General features: G+C 62.7%; 15 protein-coding genes, 1 tRNA gene and 1 pseudogene. 9 read left to right on the top strand and 8 right to left on the bottom strand.

Annotated features, from left to right (window positions below):
- A pseudogene (locus tag LIX93_RS11375) lies at positions 1–756 on the top strand (divergent polysaccharide deacetylase family protein); the annotation flags it as partial.
- A 324-nt stretch (positions 757–1,080) separates the two neighbouring features.
- Here LIX93_RS11375 and LIX93_RS11370 read toward each other — a convergent pair.
- The 7 genes from LIX93_RS11370 to LIX93_RS11340 all read right to left on the bottom strand — a co-directional run bounded on the left by LIX93_RS11370 (position 1,081) and on the right by LIX93_RS11340 (position 7,147).
- The gene (locus LIX93_RS11370; protein WP_226504135.1) at positions 1,081–1,827 is read right to left on the bottom strand and encodes an ABC transporter substrate-binding protein; all 747 of its coding nucleotides are present in this window, start codon (positions 1,825–1,827) and stop codon (positions 1,081–1,083) included.
- A gap of 221 nt (positions 1,828–2,048) precedes the next feature.
- Positions 2,049–2,819 (bottom strand): imidazole glycerol phosphate synthase subunit HisF, encoded by a 771-nt coding sequence (hisF, locus tag LIX93_RS11365; protein ID WP_226504134.1) that lies wholly within the window; start codon positions 2,817–2,819, stop codon positions 2,049–2,051.
- Positions 2,820–2,939: 120 nt separating this feature from the next.
- Positions 2,940–3,689 carry a 1-(5-phosphoribosyl)-5-[(5-phosphoribosylamino)methylideneamino]imidazole-4-carboxamide isomerase gene (gene hisA / locus LIX93_RS11360; RefSeq protein ID WP_226504133.1) on the bottom strand — a complete coding sequence of 250 codons (750 nt, stop codon included), beginning with the start codon at positions 3,687–3,689 and terminating at the stop codon, positions 2,940–2,942.
- Between the two features lie 113 nt (positions 3,690–3,802).
- Positions 3,803–4,063, bottom strand: a complete 261-nt coding sequence (locus LIX93_RS11355; RefSeq protein ID WP_226504132.1) for a DUF2164 domain-containing protein — start codon at positions 4,061–4,063, stop codon at positions 3,803–3,805.
- Complete coding sequence (hisH, locus tag LIX93_RS11350) at positions 4,064–4,702, bottom strand: imidazole glycerol phosphate synthase subunit HisH (RefSeq protein WP_226504131.1); 639 nt, start codon at positions 4,700–4,702, stop codon at positions 4,064–4,066.
- Complete coding sequence (hisB, locus tag LIX93_RS11345) at positions 4,702–5,295, bottom strand: imidazoleglycerol-phosphate dehydratase HisB (RefSeq protein ID WP_062379429.1); 594 nt, start codon at positions 5,293–5,295, stop codon at positions 4,702–4,704. The genes hisH and hisB overlap by 1 nt, the downstream gene beginning before the upstream one ends.
- Positions 5,296–5,491: 196 nt before the next feature.
- On the bottom strand, positions 5,492–7,147 hold the full coding sequence (locus LIX93_RS11340; protein ID WP_226504130.1) for an OFA family MFS transporter: 1,656 nt from the start codon (positions 7,145–7,147) through the stop codon (positions 5,492–5,494).
- Between the two features lie 306 nt (positions 7,148–7,453).
- On the opposite strand from LIX93_RS11340, the gene LIX93_RS11335 reads away from it, so the two are divergent.
- From LIX93_RS11335 to LIX93_RS11310, 6 genes are all read left to right on the top strand, one after another.
- Positions 7,454–9,670 (top strand): AsmA family protein, encoded by a 2,217-nt coding sequence (locus LIX93_RS11335; RefSeq protein ID WP_226504129.1) that lies wholly within the window; start codon positions 7,454–7,456, stop codon positions 9,668–9,670.
- Between the two features lie 41 nt (positions 9,671–9,711).
- Positions 9,712–10,776: an A/G-specific adenine glycosylase gene (gene mutY / locus LIX93_RS11330; protein WP_226504452.1), complete on the top strand. Its 1,065-nt coding sequence runs from the start codon at positions 9,712–9,714 to the stop codon at positions 10,774–10,776.
- Entirely contained in the window at positions 10,773–11,045 is a 273-nt protein-coding gene (locus LIX93_RS11325; RefSeq protein ID WP_226504128.1) for an oxidative damage protection protein, read from the top strand. Before mutY ends, LIX93_RS11325 begins: the two co-directional genes overlap by 4 nt.
- 91 nt (positions 11,046–11,136) lie before the next feature.
- Positions 11,137–11,212 (top strand) — tRNA-Phe (locus tag LIX93_RS11320).
- A gap of 391 nt (positions 11,213–11,603) precedes the next feature.
- Complete coding sequence (locus LIX93_RS11315) at positions 11,604–12,926, top strand: hypothetical protein (protein ID WP_226504127.1); 1,323 nt, start codon at positions 11,604–11,606, stop codon at positions 12,924–12,926.
- A gap of 33 nt (positions 12,927–12,959) precedes the next feature.
- Positions 12,960–14,846, top strand: a complete 1,887-nt coding sequence (locus LIX93_RS11310) for an acyltransferase family protein (protein ID WP_226504126.1) — start codon at positions 12,960–12,962, stop codon at positions 14,844–14,846.
- Positions 14,847–14,990: 144 nt separating this feature from the next.
- On the opposite strand, the gene gabP is transcribed toward LIX93_RS11310, so the two are convergent.
- Positions 14,991–16,400, bottom strand: a complete 1,410-nt coding sequence (gabP, locus tag LIX93_RS11305) for a GABA permease (protein WP_226504125.1) — start codon at positions 16,398–16,400, stop codon at positions 14,991–14,993.
- 442 nt (positions 16,401–16,842) lie between these two features.
- Between gabP and LIX93_RS11300 the strand changes: the two genes are divergently transcribed.
- Both LIX93_RS11300 and LIX93_RS11295 read left to right on the top strand, forming a co-directional pair.
- Positions 16,843–17,628, top strand: a complete 786-nt coding sequence (locus LIX93_RS11300; protein ID WP_226504124.1) for a transporter substrate-binding domain-containing protein — start codon at positions 16,843–16,845, stop codon at positions 17,626–17,628.
- A gap of 9 nt (positions 17,629–17,637) precedes the next feature.
- The gene (locus LIX93_RS11295; RefSeq protein ID WP_226504123.1) at positions 17,638–18,855 is read left to right on the top strand and encodes a methyltransferase; all 1,218 of its coding nucleotides are present in this window, start codon (positions 17,638–17,640) and stop codon (positions 18,853–18,855) included.
- Positions 18,856–18,994 lie beyond the last annotated feature (139 nt).

Genomic DNA, 18,994 nt, shown 5'->3' with positions numbered 1-18,994 from the left:
ATGCGCACGCTCTGCCTGCTGTTGCTCTGCTGCCTGACCGGCGCGGCCCATGCCGCGTCGGACAGCCCGGCCTACCTGACGCTGGTCATCGATGATCTGGGGCAAACACCCTCGCGCGATAGTCGCGCGCTGGCGCTGCCCGGGCCGGTGACCTTGGCGATCATGCCCGACACACCCCACGCTGCCGACTTTGCTGGCCAGGCTCACAAAGCTGGCAAGACCGTGATCATCCATATGCCCATGGACCCCGCCACTGGGCCTTTCGCCTGGCACCCCGGGCTGCCCATGGCCGAACTGCAGAAGCGCCTCGATGCGGCGTTCAAGGCAGTCCCCTTCGCGTCCGGCATGAACAATCACGAGGGTAGCGGCATGACCGTGCAGCCCGACGCGATGGCCATGCTCATGGGCCAGTTGAAACAGCGCGGGATGTTCTTCCTCGACAGCCGCACCACCGCCAAGACCGTGGCCGCCGCCAAGGCCCAGGAGATCGGTCTGTCGAGTCTGTCCCGGGATGTATTCCTCGACGACGTGCGCACGCCCGAAGCGATCTATGGCCAATTGCAGACGGCAATCAAGTTCGCCCACAAGCATGGCAGCGTGGTGATCATCGGCCATCCTTATCCGCAGACGCTTGACGTTTTGGACCGGGAACTGCCGAAACTGGCGAGCCAGGGGGTGACCTGGATTCCGATCAAGGAAATGGTGACCGTGCGCGGCAATCGGGCGATTGCGGCCCATGGCAAAGATGGCGTTTATCACAATGCGGCGGCCAACACTGTCGCGCCGCCGAAGCCGAAGCCGGAAAAGCCGGGTACTTCCAAGGTCGCAGTGCCGGTAGCGGTGCCTGCCCCCACGCCGATCACGGTGCCGTCGGGTGATCCGAACGAAGTGCCGGAACCTGGGCCGGATCCAGACTTTGGTTCGCCTGATCCAACGCCGATGGATCCTGCGGCGGGACGGCCCGAGCAGGTCGACGGGCAGTGATAGGGGCCTCAAGGGCCCCTTCGCCGGCGAACGCGCGCCCTGGCTCCTACAGGTCTCTGTAGGAGCAAGGCTTGCCCGCGAATGGGCCACCACGCCTTACAAATACCGCCCCATCACCTCATCCACAAACCCCTGGCTGCGCATTTCATCCAGGGCCATCTGCAGCTTGGCGACCACCTCGTCCGGGGTGTTCTTGTTCAGCGCGAGGAACAACGACGCGCTGTTGAAGCGCAGTACGGTCTTCAGATCGGTAATCCCCAGCTGCCGCGCCAGGTAGCGCCCCGCCGGATCACCCGTGGCCCATAGGTCGATTTCCCCGGCCTTGAGCTTGCTGGCGTTGTCCTGGTCGCGCAGGGCGATCACCGGGTTCATACCCTTCTCGGTCAGGCTGAGCTCGATGGCATCGCCTTTGTACGCGCCGATCTTGTATGCGCGGGCCTGCTCAAGCGTGTCCAGCTTGATCGGGCTGTCCGCGCGCGCCAGCAAGATCCAGTCATCCGGCCCCAATGGCCCGACCCACTTGAACGAGTTCTCACGCTCGGGCAAACGCGCCATCACGAAGACCCCGTAACCGGGCTTCTCCAGGCCGAGCTTGTAGATGCGCTCCCAAGGGAAACGCAGCGTCAGGCTGTAGGGAATGTCGGCACGCTTGAACATCTCGCGCACCAGGTCGGCGGCGATACCGCGGATATGCGTGTCGGTGGCGAAGTTTTTGCCGTCGTCAGCCATGTTGTAGGGAGGGAAGTTTTCGGTGAGCAGCACGATGGGCTGGTCGCTCGTGTCCTGCGCACGAACCGCGAATGCACAGCAGCACAACAGAACGAACATCAGACGATTGAACATGAACGCTTACCCCCACAGACACGGCAACTAGCAGAGTGCCGGGGGATGATGCATCTGTCCAGCAGCAATGAGGCTAATTGCCATCACCCGGGAATGATGTGCGTCGTACTTGCGGGCCTCTTCGCGAGCAAGCTTTGCTCCTACCGTGCACACCGCTCCGGAGTCATGCACCTGTGGGAGCAAAGCTTGCTTGCGAAGGGGCCGTCACGTCATGCAAAAAATCAGCGAACAACAATCCCCTGCGCCGCCATGAACGCCTTGGCTTCAGGCACCGTGTACTCGCCAAAGTGGAAAATACTCGCCGCCAGCACCGCACTCGCATGCCCTTGCAGCACGCCATCGGCCAAGTGCTGAAGGTTGCCCACACCTCCCGAAGCAATCACCGGAATGCCCAGCGCATCGCTGATGGCCCGGGTCACGCCCAGGTCGAAGCCGTTCTTCATGCCGTCCTGGTCCATGCTGGTCAGCAGAATCTCACCGGCCCCCAGGCCTTCCATCTTCATCGCCCACTGCACTGCATCCAGCCCGGTGGGCTTGCGACCGCCATGGGTGAAGATTTCCCAGCGCGGCTCTTCACCAGGCCCGGAGACCTTCTTGGCGTCGATGGCGACGACGATGCACTGCGAGCCGAAACGCGCTGCTGCCTCGCCGACGAACTCGGGATTGAACACTGCGGCGGTGTTGATCGAAACCTTGTCGGCACCGGCGTTGAGCAGGTTGCGGATATCCGCCACGGTGCGTACACCGCCGCCCACGGTCAGCGGAATGAACACCTGACTGGCCATGCGCTCGACAGTGTGCAGTGTGGTATCGCGGCCATCGACACTGGCGGTGATGTCCAGGAAGGTAATCTCGTCCGCGCCCTGCTCGTCGTAGCGGCGGGCGATTTCTACCGGATCGCCCGCGTCACGGATGTTCTCGAACTTGACGCCTTTGACCACCCGACCGTTGTCGACGTCAAGGCAGGGAATGATGCGTTTGGCCAAGGCCATGGGCTTAATCTCCGATTAAGAGCTGCAAGCTGTCAGCTGCAAGCTGATCGCGGGTGGCTGGTGATACGTGGCACTGCAAGTAAAGGCAATTGCGGACTGCCGTTACTTGCAGCTTGCCGCTTAAAGCTTGCCGCTGCCTTCATAGCTGTCGCAGAAGGCTTGCGCCTCAGCCACATCCAGCGTGCCTTCATAGATCGCGCGACCGGTAATGGCGCCGATGATGCCCGGTGCCTTGGCGTCCAGCAAAGCCCGGATGTCGCCCAGGTTGTGGATGCCGCCGGAAGCGATCACCGGAATCCGCGTGGCAGCGGCCAGCGCGGCGGTGAACGGCACGTTGCAGCCTTGCATCATGCCGTCCTTGGCGATGTCGGTGTAGACGATCGCCGAGACGCCATCGGCCTCGAAGCGCTTGGCCAGGTCAATGACCTGCACGGTGCTGATTTCAGCCCAGCCGTCGGTGGCGACGAAACCGTCCTTGGCGTCCAGGCCGACGATAATCTTGCCCGGGAAGGCTTTGCAGGCCTCGGCGACGAACTCCGGCTGCTTGACCGCCTTGGTGCCGATGATCACGTAGCTGACGCCGGCCTTGACGTAGTGCTCGATGGTCTCGAGCGAGCGGATGCCGCCGCCGATCTGGATCGGCAGTTGCGGGTAGCGCTTGGCGATGGCGGTGACAACCTCGCCGTTGACCGGCTGGCCTTCGAAGGCGCCGTTGAGGTCCACCAGGTGCAGCCGACGGCAGCCGCCATCGACCCACTTGGCCGCCATGCTCACCGGATCATCGGAGAACACCGTGGAATCTTCCATACGGCCCTGGCGCAAGCGCACGCAGGCACCGTCCTTGAGATCGATAGCGGGAATGATAAGCATGCTTTTTCCTTCGTCAAAAGAGCTGCAAGCTATTAGCTGCAAGCTGCAAGAGGTTTTGCGTCGAGTCGAGATACAGCGTCTGGCTTTTGCTTGAAGCTTGAAGCTGCTCTTCTTCAGCTGTCCTTCTCGAGCGCCCACAGGTCGATTTCGAGGCTCTCGAAGCGCTCTTTGACCAGCGCCTGAGCGTCGAAAATCGCCCTGTTGTAATAGTGCGGAGCAATTTCGCGGGTAAAAAGCTCAAGGATCTCGGCCGCTTCGAAGGTGCCCAGGTCCAGATCGAAGCGCTCTTGCATCAAGCGCTTGATCTTGTGGTTGGCTTCGCTCTCCTGCTCGGGTGTGAGCGTGAGAATCGGCGGCTTTTTCGGCTTGGCCATTTACCAGCGACCATCCCAGGCGGCGAAGTTCTGCAGCAACTGCAGGCCGTGGGTGTGGCTTTTCTCCGGGTGGAACTGCACGGCGAAGCGTGAGCCTTCAGCCAATGCGGCGGCAAAATCGAGGCCGTAATGGCCGCGGCCGACCACCTGGCCTGCCTTGGCCGCCTCGATGTAGAAGCTGTGCACGAAGTAGAAGCGCGCCAAGTCCGGAATGTTGTGCCACAGCGGGTGATCCACCGCCTGGGCGACTTCGTTCCAGCCCATGTGCGGGACCTTCAGGTGCGCGCCGTCTTCATGCAAGTCCTTGCCGAAGAAGCGTACCTGGCCGGGGAAGACGCCGATGCAATCGACGCCGGCGTTCTCTTCGCTACGGTCCATCAAGGCCTGCATGCCCACGCAGATGCCGAGGAACGGCCGATCGCGGCTGACCTCGCGCACCAAGTCGTCGAAGCCCAGGCGCTTGATTTCGGCCATGCAGTCGCGGATCGCGCCAACGCCGGGGAATACAATGCGGTCGGCTTCACGGATGACGGCCGCGTCGCTGGTGATCAGTACCTTGCCGGCACCGACGTGCTCCAGGGCCTTGGCCACCGAGTGCAGGTTGCCCATGCCATAGTCGATCACGGCTACCGTCTGCATTACAGCACGCCCTTGGTCGACGGCATTTGCCCGGCCATGCGGTCGTCGAGCTCGACGGCCATGCGCAGCGCGCGCCCGAACGCCTTGAACACGGTCTCGATCTGGTGATGGGTGTTGTGCCCACGCAGATTGTCGATGTGCAAGGTGACGTTGGCGTGGTTGACGAAGCCCTGGAAGAATTCCTGGAACAGGTCGACGTCGAAACCACCAACGGTGGCGCGGGTATAGGGGACATGCATCTGCAGGCCGGGGCGGCCGGAGAAGTCGATGACCACACGCGAAAGCGCTTCATCGAGCGGCACATAGGCGTGGCCGTAGCGACGGATGCCTTTCTTGTCGCCGATGGCTTTGGAAAAAGCCTGGCCCAGGGTGATACCCACGTCTTCGACCGTGTGGTGGTCGTCGATGTGCAGGTCGCCCTTGCTCTCGATGTCGAGGTCGATCAGCCCGTGGCGGGCGATCTGGTCGAGCATGTGTTCAAGAAAAGGCACGCCGATATCGAATCGGGCCTTTCCGGTGCCATCCAGGTTGATCGAGGCTTTGATCTGGGTTTCCAGGGTATCGCGCTCGACGAACGCCTTACGTTCGGCCATCACCAGCTCCGCAACTCATTTGAGCGAAAAAAGGCGAGCATTATAGGCCGCCGGGCGCCAAACAGAAACAGAACGGTGAAATGGACGAAAAATCGGATAAAAGGCTAAACACCCACCGCAGTCCCAATGTGGCAACGGGCTCTGCCCGCGAAGCGGTAAAGGCTTCGCGGGCAGAGCCCGCAGGGGACGCGAGCGTTTAGTGGAACAACACCGCAGTCTTCTGCAACGTCACCCACACACCCCACGCCAGCGGAATCCCCACCACCAGCCAGGCCACCACGGCCAGGGGCTTGGTGCTCGGATCGGCCTTCCACTCCAGCACGGTCGAACCGCCCGCGCCTTTGTCATGACCAATGGCCTGCTCGGCCTTCAGTTGCTCGTCGGTCATGAAGTACTTGTCGGCCACCGGACGCACCAGGGCGTTGCAGATGAAGCCCAGCACCAGCAGGCCCGAGAGGATGTACAAGGTGATGTCGTAGACCGCTGCGCGCGGCACGCCGATGCTCAACTGGTACTCACGCAGGTAGTTGACCAATACCGGGCCCAGCACGCCAGCGGCGGCCCAGGCGGTCAGCAGGCGACCGTGGATGGCGCCGACCATCTGCGTACCGAACAGGTCCGCCAGGTAGGCCGGCACTGTGGCGAAACCGCCGCCGTACATCGACAGCACCACACAGAATGCCGCCACGAACAGCGCGATGCTGCCCAGATGACCCAGCGTCGGCACCAGTGCATACAGCGCTACGCCCAGCGCGAAGAACACGAAATAGGTGTTCTTGCGACCGATGTAGTCCGAGAACGATGCCCAGAAGAACCGCCCACCAATGTTGAACAGGCTCAGCAAGCCCGTGAAGCCGGCGGCGATGGCAGCGATCTGCGCCAGTTGCCCGGCGTCCAGCTCGCTGAAGGTCAGGGTGTTGCCCAGCAGCTTGCCGGCGAACACTTCCTGCAGCAGCGGCGAAGCCATGCCGAGGATGCCGATGCCAGCGGAAACGTTCAGGCACAGCACCAGCCAGACCAGCCTGAACTGCGGGGTTTTCCAGGCCACGCTGACATGCACGTGACGGTTGGTGATCATCGCCTTGGTGCTCTTGGCCGGCGCGGTCCAGCCTTCAGGCTTCCAGCCGGTCGGTGGGACGCGATAAAGCAGTGCGCCCGCCATCATGAACACGAAGTAGATAACGGCCATGACTGCGAAGCTCTGCCATACGCCAACACTGGTCGGGGTCGCGAAGTGGCCCATCAGCGCTGCCGCCAAGGGTGCACCCACCATCGCGCCGCCGCCGAAACCCATGATCGCCATGCCGGTCGCCATGCCGCGCTTGTCCGGGAACCACTTGATCAGGGTCGACACCGGCGAGATATAGCCCAGCCCCAGGCCGATACCGCCAATCACCCCGGAGCCCAGCCACATCAGCACGATCTGGTGCGTGTACACACCCAGTGCCGAGAGCCCCAGGCCACCGCACCAGCACAGTGCCGAGACCACACCGGCCTTGCGCGGGCCGGCGTGTTCCAGCCAACCACCCCAGATGGCTGCCGAGCAACCGAGAAAGATGAAGAACAGCGTGTAGATCCAGCCGAGCATGGAGATCGGCCAGTCGCAGGTGGACGAGAACACCTGGCTGATGAACGACATGTCCGCCGGGCAGGCTACCGCTTTGGTAACTCCCAGCGCCTTGGACAGTGGAATCCAGAACACCGAGAAGCCATAGGCCATGCCGATGCACAGGTGGATGGCCAACGCGGCCGGTGGTACCAGCCAGCGGTTGAAACCGGGCTTGGCGATGATCCGCTCCTTGGACAGGAAAGCCGGCGCAGACTCTGCGCCGCCCGCAAGTGTCGTGCTCATTTGTATTACCCCTTCAAGTGTTTTTTATACGACGCATGAAGCATCCACTGCCCAGCGATCTCCGTTGCACGCAAGCAATCGATCGTCTTATCGGCAGGCCTGCGGAAAAACTGACACTTTATGCGACAGTTAGTCGCACGAATGCACAATCAGGCGGAAGATTACCACCTGGCCTGCCAAGTGAAAGCACATTGCCAGTGCATTTTGTCTTATTCGTGACGCGGCGCTCTACACTGCCCTGAAAAGCCGGCAGGGACGTTATACTCCCGGGCTGAATTCTGAACTTCGAACTACAAGGACTCGCCTATGAAAGCGTTCGGCAAAATCCTGGGGCTCATCGTACTCGGGCTGTTGCTGATCATTGTGGCGGCGGGCTTCGCCCTCACGCATTTCTTCGATCCCAACGACTACAAGGACGAGATCCGCCAGCTGGCCCGCAACAAGGCGCACGTGGAGCTCGACCTCAAGGGCGACATCGGCTGGAGCCTGTTCCCCTGGCTGGGCCTCGAACTGCACGACGCCAGCGTCGCCACCTTGAGCAACCCCAAGACCCCGTTCGCCACCTTGCAGATGCTCGGCCTCTCGGTGCGTGTCCTGCCCCTGCTGCGCCGTGAAGTGCAGATGAGCGACATCCGCGTCGAAGGCCTCAACCTGAGCCTCGACCGCGACGCCAATGGCCACGGCAACTGGGAAGACATCGGCAAGCCCGCGCCCACCCCGGCCAGCACCGACCCGAACGCGCCTGCCAGTGCTCCCGCGACCTCGTCCGGCGACAACAATTCGCGCCCGGTCAGGCTCGACATCGACAGCCTGACCGTCAACAACGCCACCGTGCGCTACGTCGACGAGCAGACCGGCCGACAATACAGCGCCGAAAGCATCCAGTTGAGCACCGGTGCCGTGCATGACAACACCGACATCCCGATCAACTTCACCGCCTTCCTGGGCACCAACATGCCGCAGTTCCGGGCACGCACCGAGGTCACCGGCCAACTGCGCTTCGACCGCGCCCTGAAGCGCTACCAGTTCGGCGACTTCAAGCTCAGCGGCGAAGCCTCGGGCGATCCGATGCAAGGCAAAACATTGACCTTCGGCGCCCAGGGCCAGTTGCTGCTGGACAAGGCCGCCAATGTCGCCGACTGGACCGGCCTCAAGCTGTCCGCCAACCAGCTGCGCGCCCTGGGCGAGCTGCACCTGCGCGACCTGTCCGGCAACCCGCAACTGAGCGGCGGCCTGTCCATCGCCCAGTTCAACCTGCGCACCTTTCTCGACAGCATCGGCGTCGACCTGCCCGCCATGGCCGACCCCAGCACCCTCAACAAGGTCGAACTGGTCACCCGCCTGAGCGGCTCGAAAACCTCGCTGGCGCTGGAAGACCTCAACTTGCAGCTCGATGGCGGCACCTACACTGGCCGCCTGGCGGTGGACGACTTCGCCAAGCAGTCGCTGCGGGTGCAGCTCAAGGGCGACAAGCTCGACGCCGACCGCTACCTGCCTGCCAAAGGCCAGAACAGCGCCAGTGTCAGCGCTGCGCGCCAGTCCGAGGTCAATGACAGCGAAGCGGCGATCACCGCCTCCGGGGATTCGCCGCTGCCAGATGCCCCCAGCAAGGGTGCCTGGAGCGACGATCGCCTGCTACCGATCGAACGCCTGCGCGGCCTCGATCTGCAGGCTGACCTGAGCTTCGGCCAGTTGACCCTCGACAAGCTGCCCATCGCCAACGCCACGCTCAAGGCCCAGGCGCAAGACGGCCTGCTGACCCTGCAGACCCTCGGTGGCGGCCTGTTCGACGGCAGCTTCGAAACCCACGGCAGCCTCGACGTGCGCCCTGAAGCCCCCGCGCTGGCCTTGCAGACCAAGGTCAATCGCGTGCCGGTCGAGCAGTTCATCAAGACCCAGAGCCCCAAGGCGACCATCACCGGCCTGTTGACCCTGGACAGCAACCTCACCAGTACCGGCAACAGCCAGAAGGCCTTGATCGAAGGCCTCAACGGCAATGCGCGGTTCGCCATCAATAACGGTGTGCTGGTCAACGCCAACCTCGAGCAGCAAGTCTGCCAGGGCATCGCCACCCTCAATCGCAAGACGCTGAACGGCACGCCGCGCGGGCGCGATACGCCGTTCCAGCAACTGGGCGGCAGCCTGGCGATCCGCAACGGTGTGGCCAGCAACCAGGACCTCAAGGTCGCCATCCCGGGCCTGAGCGTCAGCGGCAACGGCACCATCGACCTGCGCGTGCTGGGCATGGACTACCACGTCGGCGTGCTGGTCGAAGGCGACAAGAGCGACATGCCCGACCCGGCCTGCGAAGTGAACCAGAACTTCGCCAACCTCGAATTCCCGCTGCTGTGCCGCGGCCCGCTGGAGCTGGGCGCCAAGGCCTGCCGCGTCGACCGCGAAGGCCTGGCCAAGGTCGCCGCCAAGGCTGCCGGTGACCGCATCGGCGACAAGATCGAAGAGAAACTCGGAGACAAAGTGACGCCCCAACTCAAAGACGCCCTGCGCGGGTTGTTCAAACGATGAACTCACTGCCCCTTGATGGAAATCCGCACACCGGGCAGCGCATGAGCCCCGAACAGTTCTCCAGCGCCGTGCTGGAGTGGTTCGACCGCCATGGCCGCCACGACCTGCCCTGGCAGCAGGGCATCAACCCGTACCGGGTGTGGGTCTCGGAGATCATGTTGCAGCAGACGCAAGTCAGCACCGTGCTCCAATACTTCGACCGCTTCATGGAGGCATTGCCCACCGTCGAAGCCTTGGCAGCGGCGCCGGAAGACGAAGTACTGCACCTGTGGACCGGACTGGGCTACTACACCCGCGCGCGCAACCTGCAACGGACCGCGCAGATGGTCGTGGCCCTGTACGGCGGCGAATTCCCCCGAGACGTGGAAAAACTCGTCGAACTGCCCGGCATCGGGCTGTCGACCGCAGGCGCCATCGCCAGCATCAGCATGGGCCTGCGCGCGCCGATCCTCGATGGCAACGTCAAGCGCGTGCTAGCCCGCTACACCGCGCAGGAGGGCTACCCCGGCGAGCCGAAGGTGGCCAAGGCGCTGTGGGCCAATGCCGAGCTCTACACGCCCCACAGCCGCGTCAACGACTACACCCAGGCGATGATGGACCTGGGCGCCACGCTCTGCACCCGCAGCAAGCCCAGCTGCCTACTGTGCCCGCTGGAGCGCAGCTGCGAGGCGCACATGCTCGGCCTCGAGATCCGCTACCCGATCCCCAAGCCGCGCAAGAGCATCCCGCAAAAACGCACGCTGATGCCGCTGCTGGCCCGCGACGGCGCCATCCTCCTGTACCGGCGCCCTTCCACCGGCCTATGGGGCGGTTTATGGAGCCTGCCCGAGCTGGACGACTTTGCCGACATCGAGCACCTGGCCGCCCAGCACGCACTGCACATGGCCACCCCCAAGGCCCTGCCCGCGCTCACCCACACCTTCAGTCACTTTCAGCTGGCCATCGAACCCTGGCTGGTGGAAGTGCAAGCCGACGCCAGCCACGTGGCCGAGGCCGACTGGCTCTGGTATAACCTCGCCACCCCGCCGCGCCTGGGCCTAGCCGCCCCCGTGAAGAAACTGCTCAAACGCGCGGCCGAAGTCTTGAATTCAGGAGAGTCGCAATGACCCGCACCGTTAACTGCCGCAAATACAAAGAAGAACTGCCTGGCCTGGAGCGCCCTCCATACCCAGGCGCCAAAGGCGAAGACATCTTCAATCACGTCTCGGCCAAGGCCTGGGCCGACTGGCAGAAGCACCAGACCCTGCTGATCAACGAACGCCGGTTGAACATGATGAACGCCGAGGACCGCAAATTCCTTCAGGGCGAGATGGACAAGTACCTGTCCGGCGAGGAATACGCCCAGGCCGACGGCTACGTTCCGCCCGCTGAATAAAGGGGAATTTCGTAAGCGACGGTATTAATTGCAATTTTTTTTGATCTCGCGCTTGACGACTCCTCGAAAAACCAGTTTAATGCGCCCCGTTGCCCAGATAGCTCAGTCGGTAGAGCAGGGGATTGAAAATCCCCGTGTCGGCGGTTCGATTCCGTCTCTGGGCACCACTCTTCAGTTTTCAGGTGGTGTTCGCAGTATCTGAAAACATTAAAAGGCCCGCCTAGTGCGGGTTTTTTATTGCCTGGGATTTGGCGGTGGCTGCACTGGCCTCTTCGCGGGCAAGCCTCGCTGGCGCAAGTCGTCCGGCGGGAAGTTTTACAAAATGTTTGACACCCCGCCCGATTGGCGGTGAACTGTCCGCTCGGTTGCCATGGCCATCCCAGGCCCCAACCGCTGTCAGCCGCGACGCCTCGCCGCCGCCACCCCCTCTCCAAACATCGAACCACCGATTGACGGCCACCCGCTCAATGGGCGGTAGCATGGCGTCTCGCCTGCACGTAGCACCCTCCTCCGCCTATTCACGACTCTCGCCAAATTCACGCCCAGGAGGGCTGGCCTATGCTGTCGACTCCCGTTTACCCCAGCCGCCCCAAGGCCTCGGTGCTGAGCTTCAACAAATCCACCGTTGTGGTCTGGGTGGCCATCAGCCTGATCGTGGTCGAAACCTTTTCCGGCGCCCTGCGCTTCTATTTCGACCAGGCCGGGCTGTCGGCCTTGATGTACATGCCCAAGGCCGCCTGCGTGGCGATGTTCGCCCTTGAGCTGCACTCCATGAAGAGTTCGCGCGGCTTGTGGCTGGGCCTGTTGCTGCTGGTGCTTTCGGCGTTGCTGGCGATGCTGCATGGCGCGGCGCCCAACAACGTCGCCTTCACCCTGTTCAACTTCGGCCCGCTGCTGTTCGGCCTGGTGTGCAGCGATCACCTGCTGCATCGGCGGCGGCTGTTCTGCTGGGCGGTAAGCTTGTGCCTGTTGTTTTCGCTGATCGGCGTGCTGGCGGATAAATTCACCACCCTGCCGTGGAAGGGCTACAGCTACTTCCTCAACGGCCAGGAGCTCTCGGCCAACACCACCTGGGCGGCGGACGAGGTCGATCGGCTGGCTGGCTTCGCCCGGGTGTCCAACGTGCTGTCGATCATCATCGCCGTGCACACCCTGTACCTGGTGATGTTCGTGCGCTCGAAAATTCTGCTGTTCATCATCGGCATGATCTCGCTGTACGGCATCGTGCTGACGACCAGCAAGGCGCCGGCCATGGCATTCCTGCTGACCCTGGTACTGCTGATGGTCCTCAACCTGCACTGGACCAGCCGCATCCTGATGATCATCACCGTGCTGATCGGGCTGGCGCTGCCGATCGTCAGCCTGCTGTACGACTTCGACCCCAACGCTGTGAGCCATCCCGGCGGCTTCGCTTCGTTCTACGATCGCCTGGTCAACACCTGGCCCAACGCCTTCAACGCCGTGAACGATGCCCACTGGAGTGTCACTGGCGCCGGCTTCGGCCTGTTCGGCAGCAGCGTGGCGCTGTTTCCGGTGGTGGGCGCCGAACGCCTGATCGGCTCCGACAGCAGCGCCGTGTACCTGTGGGCGCTGTTCGGGCTGGGCGGCCTGGCGCTGTACGTGATGCAGATCCCGATGCTGTTCAAGCTGATCCGCAGCCCGGACCCGATGAGCCGCGCACTGCTGGCGATCAGCTTCTGCATCATCATGATCGGCTGGACCACGGACATGTTCGAAGTGGCCACCTCCAACCTGTTCCTCGGCCTGGCGGTCGGCCGCGCGCTATCGGCCAAGCTGCTGGCGACCCCCGCCCGCGCTCAGGACCTGCGCGACAATCGCGATGCCCCGACCACCACCGACCATCTGCCCGACCTGACCTGAACGCCCCCAGCGGGGCGAATCCGGAGCTGCACCATGGACTTCAGAAAAGACATCAACGGCTTGCGCGCCATCGCTGTGGTGGCCGTGGTGCTGTTCCACTTCAACCCCGGCTGGCTGCCGGGCGGCTTTGCCGGGGTCGATATCTTTTTCGTGATCTCGGGCTTTTTGATCACCGGCATCATCTTCCGCAAACTGGACAGCGGCAGCTTCGGTCTGCTGGCCTTCTACAAATCGCGGGCGCAACGGATCATCCCGGCGCTGGCAGTCTTGTGCGCGGTACTGCTGGGCGCTGGCTGGTTCTACCTGCTGCCGCTGGAGTACAGCCAGCTGGGCAAGCACATCGCCAGCAGCCTGGGTTTCTTCTCCAACTTCACCTACTGGAACGAGGCCGGCTATTTCACCGCCTCGGCCCACGAAAAATGGCTGCTGCACACCTGGTCGCTGTCGGTGGAGTGGCAGTTCTACATGGTCTACCCCATCGCGCTGCTGGCACTCAGCAAACTGATGCCTCTGCGCTATCTGCGTCGCGTGGTGCTGGCGGCCTGTGTGGCCGGTTTTGGCTTCTGTGTGGCCAGTTCGCTGTGGTGGCCGCAACCGGCGTTCTATCTGCTGCCCTCGCGCGCCTGGGAGCTGCTGGCGGGGGGTGTGGCCTGCCTGTACCCGCTCAAGCTCGGCGTGCGCCACCAGCGCCTGCTCGAAGGCGCCGGGCTGCTGATGCTGGTGGCCAGCTTCGGGCTGCTGAGTGAAGACGACATCTGGCCCGGCTACCTGGCCCTGTTGCCGGTGCTCGGGACCCTGGCGATGATCGTCGCGGCGCGACAGGACAGCGTGGCCACCAACAACCGCTTTTCGCAGTGGACCGGTAAAATTTCCTACTCGCTGTATCTCTGGCACTGGCCCGTGGTGGTGCTGCTCAGCTACGCGGGCTCGCTGCACAGCACGCCGCACATCATCGGCGGCATCGCCTGCGCCTTTGTCTTGGCGGCGGCCTCGTACCGGTTCATCGAAAGCCCGTCGTCGCGCAAGGCCAGCCCGAAGCGGCGCTGGGCCTTCGCGCAGGTCAGCGCCTTGATCGCCTCGGTGTTCGTCGGCGCCGCCGCGGTGAATGCCACCGAGGGCGCTGTCACGCCATTACGCACCGTCAGCGTGTCGGACCGCGCGCGCTTCGTGCAGGACTACGCCACACGGCAGAAGAACCTCTACGAATCCTACTGGCTCAAGTGCGACGCCTTCTCGGCCTTCACCGAGCGCCATCAACAGGCGATCGACCCGGACTGCACCCGCAAGCAGGGCGACGGCGGCGTATTCCTGTGGGGCGATTCCCACGCCCAGGCCTTGTCGCTGGGGCTGCGCACCGAGCTGGCGAAAGGCACGCCGTTCTATCAGGTGGCGTCGGCCAGCTGCAAACCCAGCCTCACGGACGACACCGGGCGCAGCACCGACAAGCGCATCGCCTGCAACTACTCCAACCGCCTGGCCCTGAGCAGCATCCAGGCGTTGCGCCCGGACGTGGTGGTGATGGCGCAGAAGAGCGACCACGACAAGACCCAATGGGGCGAAATTGCCGCGCGCCTGAAGAGCTACGGGGTCAAACATATCGTGCTGATGGGGCCGTTGCCGCAATGGGCACCGTCGCTGCCGAGCGTGATCGCCAACCGCCACTGGGGCGGCAACGATGCCTATATCACCGATGCGGCGCTGGACCAGTCGATCATGGCCGCCAACCGCGCCATGCCCAAGCTCATCGACGCGCGCAGCGTGGATTTCGTCTCGCTGATCGACAAGCTGTGCATCGCTAACTCGTGCCTGGTACGGCTGGGGGACGACAACTCGCTGCTGCAGATCGATGACGGGCACCTGAGCGAAAAGGGCTCGATCTATATCGTGAAGAATTATGTGATGCCGGAGTTGTATAAATAATTTGCTGACCCCCACAGTGCAAGCAGATGCAGCGCCTTACATCTGTGGGAGCAAGGCTTGCCCGCGAAGAGGCCCGCCCAGACAACCCTGCGCCCATAAAAAAACCGCCGTCATCGCTGACGGCGGTTTTTTTTCGCCTGCTGCTTAACGCTCAGGCGTCCAGCTCTGCGCGGTAGCCTGAACGGATGGCTGCAGCGCCTTGCGGCGACGCGACACCAGCAGCCCAGCGGCCACCACCAGAATGGTCAGCAGACCGGTAGCGAAAATCTCTACCTGGTTGGCCGGGCGGATGGCCATGGTGGTCAACACGCCGATGATGAACAGGATGACCACATAGGTCAGGCCCGGGAACAGCCACATCTTGAAGGCAATCTTCTCACCCGCGGCCACACGCTTCTGACGCATGCGCAGTTGCGACACGGCAATCACCAGGTACACCAACAGGGCGATGGCACCGGAGCTGGCCAGCAGGAAATCGAACACGGCTGCCGGCGCCACGTAGTTGGCGAACACCGCGACGAACGCCGCTGCAGTCGACATCCACACCGCTACATACGGCGTACCGGCACTGCTGGTGCGCTGGGCGGCGGACGGGGCATCACCGCGCTTGCTCAGCGAGTAGAGCATGCGCGAAGAGGTGTACAGCGCCGAGTTCAGGCAGCTGGTCACCGCGACCAGCACGACCAGATCGACGATCAACTTGGCGTTGGGGATACCGATCAGGTCGAGCACGGTCTGGTAGGAGCCAACGGCCGCCAGGCGCGGATCGTTCCACGGCACCAAGGCCACGACCATGAAGATCGACACAAGGTAGAACAGGAAGATCCGCCAGATCACCGAGTTGGTGGCCTTGGTGATCTGCGTGCCTGGGTCCTTGGATTCCGCCGCCGCGATGGTGACGATTTCGGTCCCCATGAACGAGAACATGGTGGTCAGCATCGCTGCCACGACCGCGCCCATGCCGTTAGGCAGGAAGCCCTGAGTGTCGTAGATGTGGCTGGCACCACTGACCTGGCTGCCCGGAATCAAACCGAACAACGCCGCCGCACCCAGCACGATGAAGGCGATGATCGCCAGCACCTTGACCAGCGCGAACCAGAACTCGAACTCGCCGTAGTTCTTGACGCTGAACAGGTTGGTCAGGGTTAGCAGAATGGTGATCACCAGCGTGAACACCCACACCGCGATACCTGGGAACCAGGCGTGCAGAATGCCGGCGGCCGCATTGGCCTCCAGGGGGATCACCAGTACCCAGAACCACCAGTACAGCCAGCCAATGGTGAAACCGGCCCAGTGACCGATAGCACGGTCGGCATAGATGGAGAACGAACCAGTGTCGGGCGACGCCACGGCCATCTCGGCCAGCATGCGCATGACCAGCACCACCAGCGTCCCTGCCGCCGCATAGGCCAGCAGCACCGCCGGCCCAGCCTGCGCGATCGCATGCCCGGAGCCCACGAACAGACCAGCGCCAATCACGCCAGCAATGGACAGCATGGTGACATGGCGCTGCTTGAGCCCCTGCCCCAAATTGTTGGATTTTGTACCGCTCATTGAGACTACCTTTGCAAAAATAGGCGAATAGTCCGGCGACCCCGTGCCCCGTTAAAGGAAAGCAACATGCCGTTGCAGATTATTTACGCAAGAAATGCGCCAAAATGTTTCAGCAAGAGATGAAAGTTGCACCACCCTAGCGCTAGAGCCCGCAAAACAAGCACATGATATTGCTAGCATTTATGGAAAGAGGTGCAACCCATTACGGAACTACCCACTGGCGCACGAAGAAAGCGCACCAAAAAGAGCAACTCAGTAACACTTTGGTGCACTCACGGTGATACCGGAGCAAATTCAGAACGCTCGTGCCATTACTGAAGAATTGATTCAGCCACCCGACCCATCAGGGAACCGATACACTGCCGTTCGATCCAAATTCCGCTTTCCGCTCATATCGCAAAGCTGGCAACATCGCCGGATCGCCACACGGAGCGTCATCCCCATGCACAGCGTCATCAAACTGCTACTGGCCGCCGTCGCCAGCCTGGCTTTCAGCTTCAGTGCGATGGCCGACGAAACCGCAGATACACCAGACACGCCACCGACTGCAACGCTGCGCATGGGCGTCGAAGCCGGTCACCCGCCGTTCAACGGCCGCGACCCCGGCGGCCAGGTGGTAGGCTTCGACGTCGACATCGGCAACGCCCTGTGCGCCAAGATGAAAGTCGAATGCACAGTGGTCACCTCCGACTGGGACCTGATCATCCCCGCGCTCAACAACAACGCTTTCGATTTCCTGATCTCGTCGATGTCGATCACCCCCGATCGCCTCGAAGCCGTCGACTTCACCACGCCCTACTACACCAACAAGCTGCAGTTCCTGGCGCCCATCACCACCGACCTGCCGACCGACCTGCCCTCGCTGGCCGGCAAGAACCTCGGCGCCCAGCGCGACACGTTCGCCGGCGGCTGGCTGCAGGACAACCTCGGCGCCAGCGCCAACATCCTGTTGTACGACACCCAGCAAGAGCTCTACGACGAACTCGCCGCCGGCAACCTCGACGCGATCCTGGCCGACAAATACTCCACGTTCGAATGGCTGAAGACCGACGCCGGCAAAAACTACGAATTCAAGGACAAACCCATCGACGCCGCCGACAAGATCGGCATAGCCGTGCGCAAAGGCGACCCCCTGCGCGAACGCCTCAATCAGGCACTGCAGGAAATCATCCGCGACGGCACCTACCAGAAAATCAACGACCGCTACTTTCCGTTCAGCATTCAATAACGAACGGTCATGACCGATCTTTACCTGCACGGCGCCGAGCTGCTGGCGCGGTTTGCAGCGCTGGATGCGTTTCTAGTCAAGCATCAGGGGCTATGGCGGCCGCGGCCGTTTACGTCGCTGGTACTGCCCTGGGAAGCCGAGCATCCCGAATTGGCACGCTGGCTGCGGGGCCGCAGCCTCGAGCAGGCTGAGGCCGCGCACAATCATCCCGAACAGCTAGAGGCGCCCGGGATCTTTTCTGCATTGGCGTCTTGCAGTGCTTCGCTCAGCCACGTAGGGGAATTGCCTTTAACGCCGCTGCCCGCAGCAACGCCTCGCCTGAACGTCGACGTGCCTGGGCGCAAATGGCAACAGATCGAAGCCTTCGGCAGCCATCTGGGCTTTCGCCAGCCCGTGCAGCACTGGCTCGACTGGTGCGCCGGCAAAGGCCACCTTGGGCGGCGGTTGCTGCAGGCCGATCAGCACCTGACCTGTTTCGAACACGATCCGTTGCTGGTGCGGGCGGGTCAGGCACTGAGTGACCATCATCGGCTTGCGGTCGACCATGTCGAGCAGGATGTCCTCACTCGGGGGCCGTTGTTATCTCCTATCCACACCCCGGTGGCGCTGCATGCCTGCGGCGACCTGCATGTGCGCTTGCTGCAGCGGGCTTCTGCTGTGGGCTGTCGCTCGCTGGCAATCGCGCCCTGCTGCTACAACCGCACTACAGCGGATAGCTACAACGGCCTGTCGCTTCCTGCTGCGGCCTCCAGCCTGCGCCTGGACCGCGACGACCTAGGCCTGCCCCTCAGCGAAACCGTCACCGCCGGCGCCCGCGTACGCCGCCAGCGCGACCGCTCCATGGCTCGGCGCCTGGGCTTCGACCTATGGCAGCGGCAGGTACGGGGGGTGGACGAGTACTTATCCACACCCTCGCTGCCCGTAGCCTGGCTCGACGAGCCTTTCGAGGATTACTGCCGGCACCTCGCTTCACTCAAGGGCCTGACATGCGCCTCTGCCGACTGGGATGCACTTGCGCGCGCAGGCGAAGCGCGCCTGGCCGTGGTGCGCAACCTCGAATTGGTCCGCAACCTGTTCAGACGGCCGCTTGAGCTGTGGCTGGTGCTCGATCGCGCGCTGTACCTGCAAGAGCGCGGCTACTCGGTACGGGTCGGCACTTTTTGCCCCTACGCGATGACCCCACGCAACCTGATGATTGCCGCTGAAACCCTCAGCAGCTGTGGATAACTCTGTTGACAGAAATCCGTGCTGCCCTTTTGTTACCGGGGTTTTAGGGCAAATGATGGCATGGTCATTTTTTGTTCAAAAATAAATGAGAGAGAAAACAGCAGGTTGCGGTGATTGTTTTGGCAAATGTAAACCGATG

The sequence above is a fragment of the Pseudomonas sp. MWU16-30317 genome (genome assembly GCF_020515695.1).
Lineage (GTDB): Bacteria > Pseudomonadota > Gammaproteobacteria > Pseudomonadales > Pseudomonadaceae > Aquipseudomonas.
This window is presented reverse-complemented; position numbering and strand designations above follow the sequence as displayed.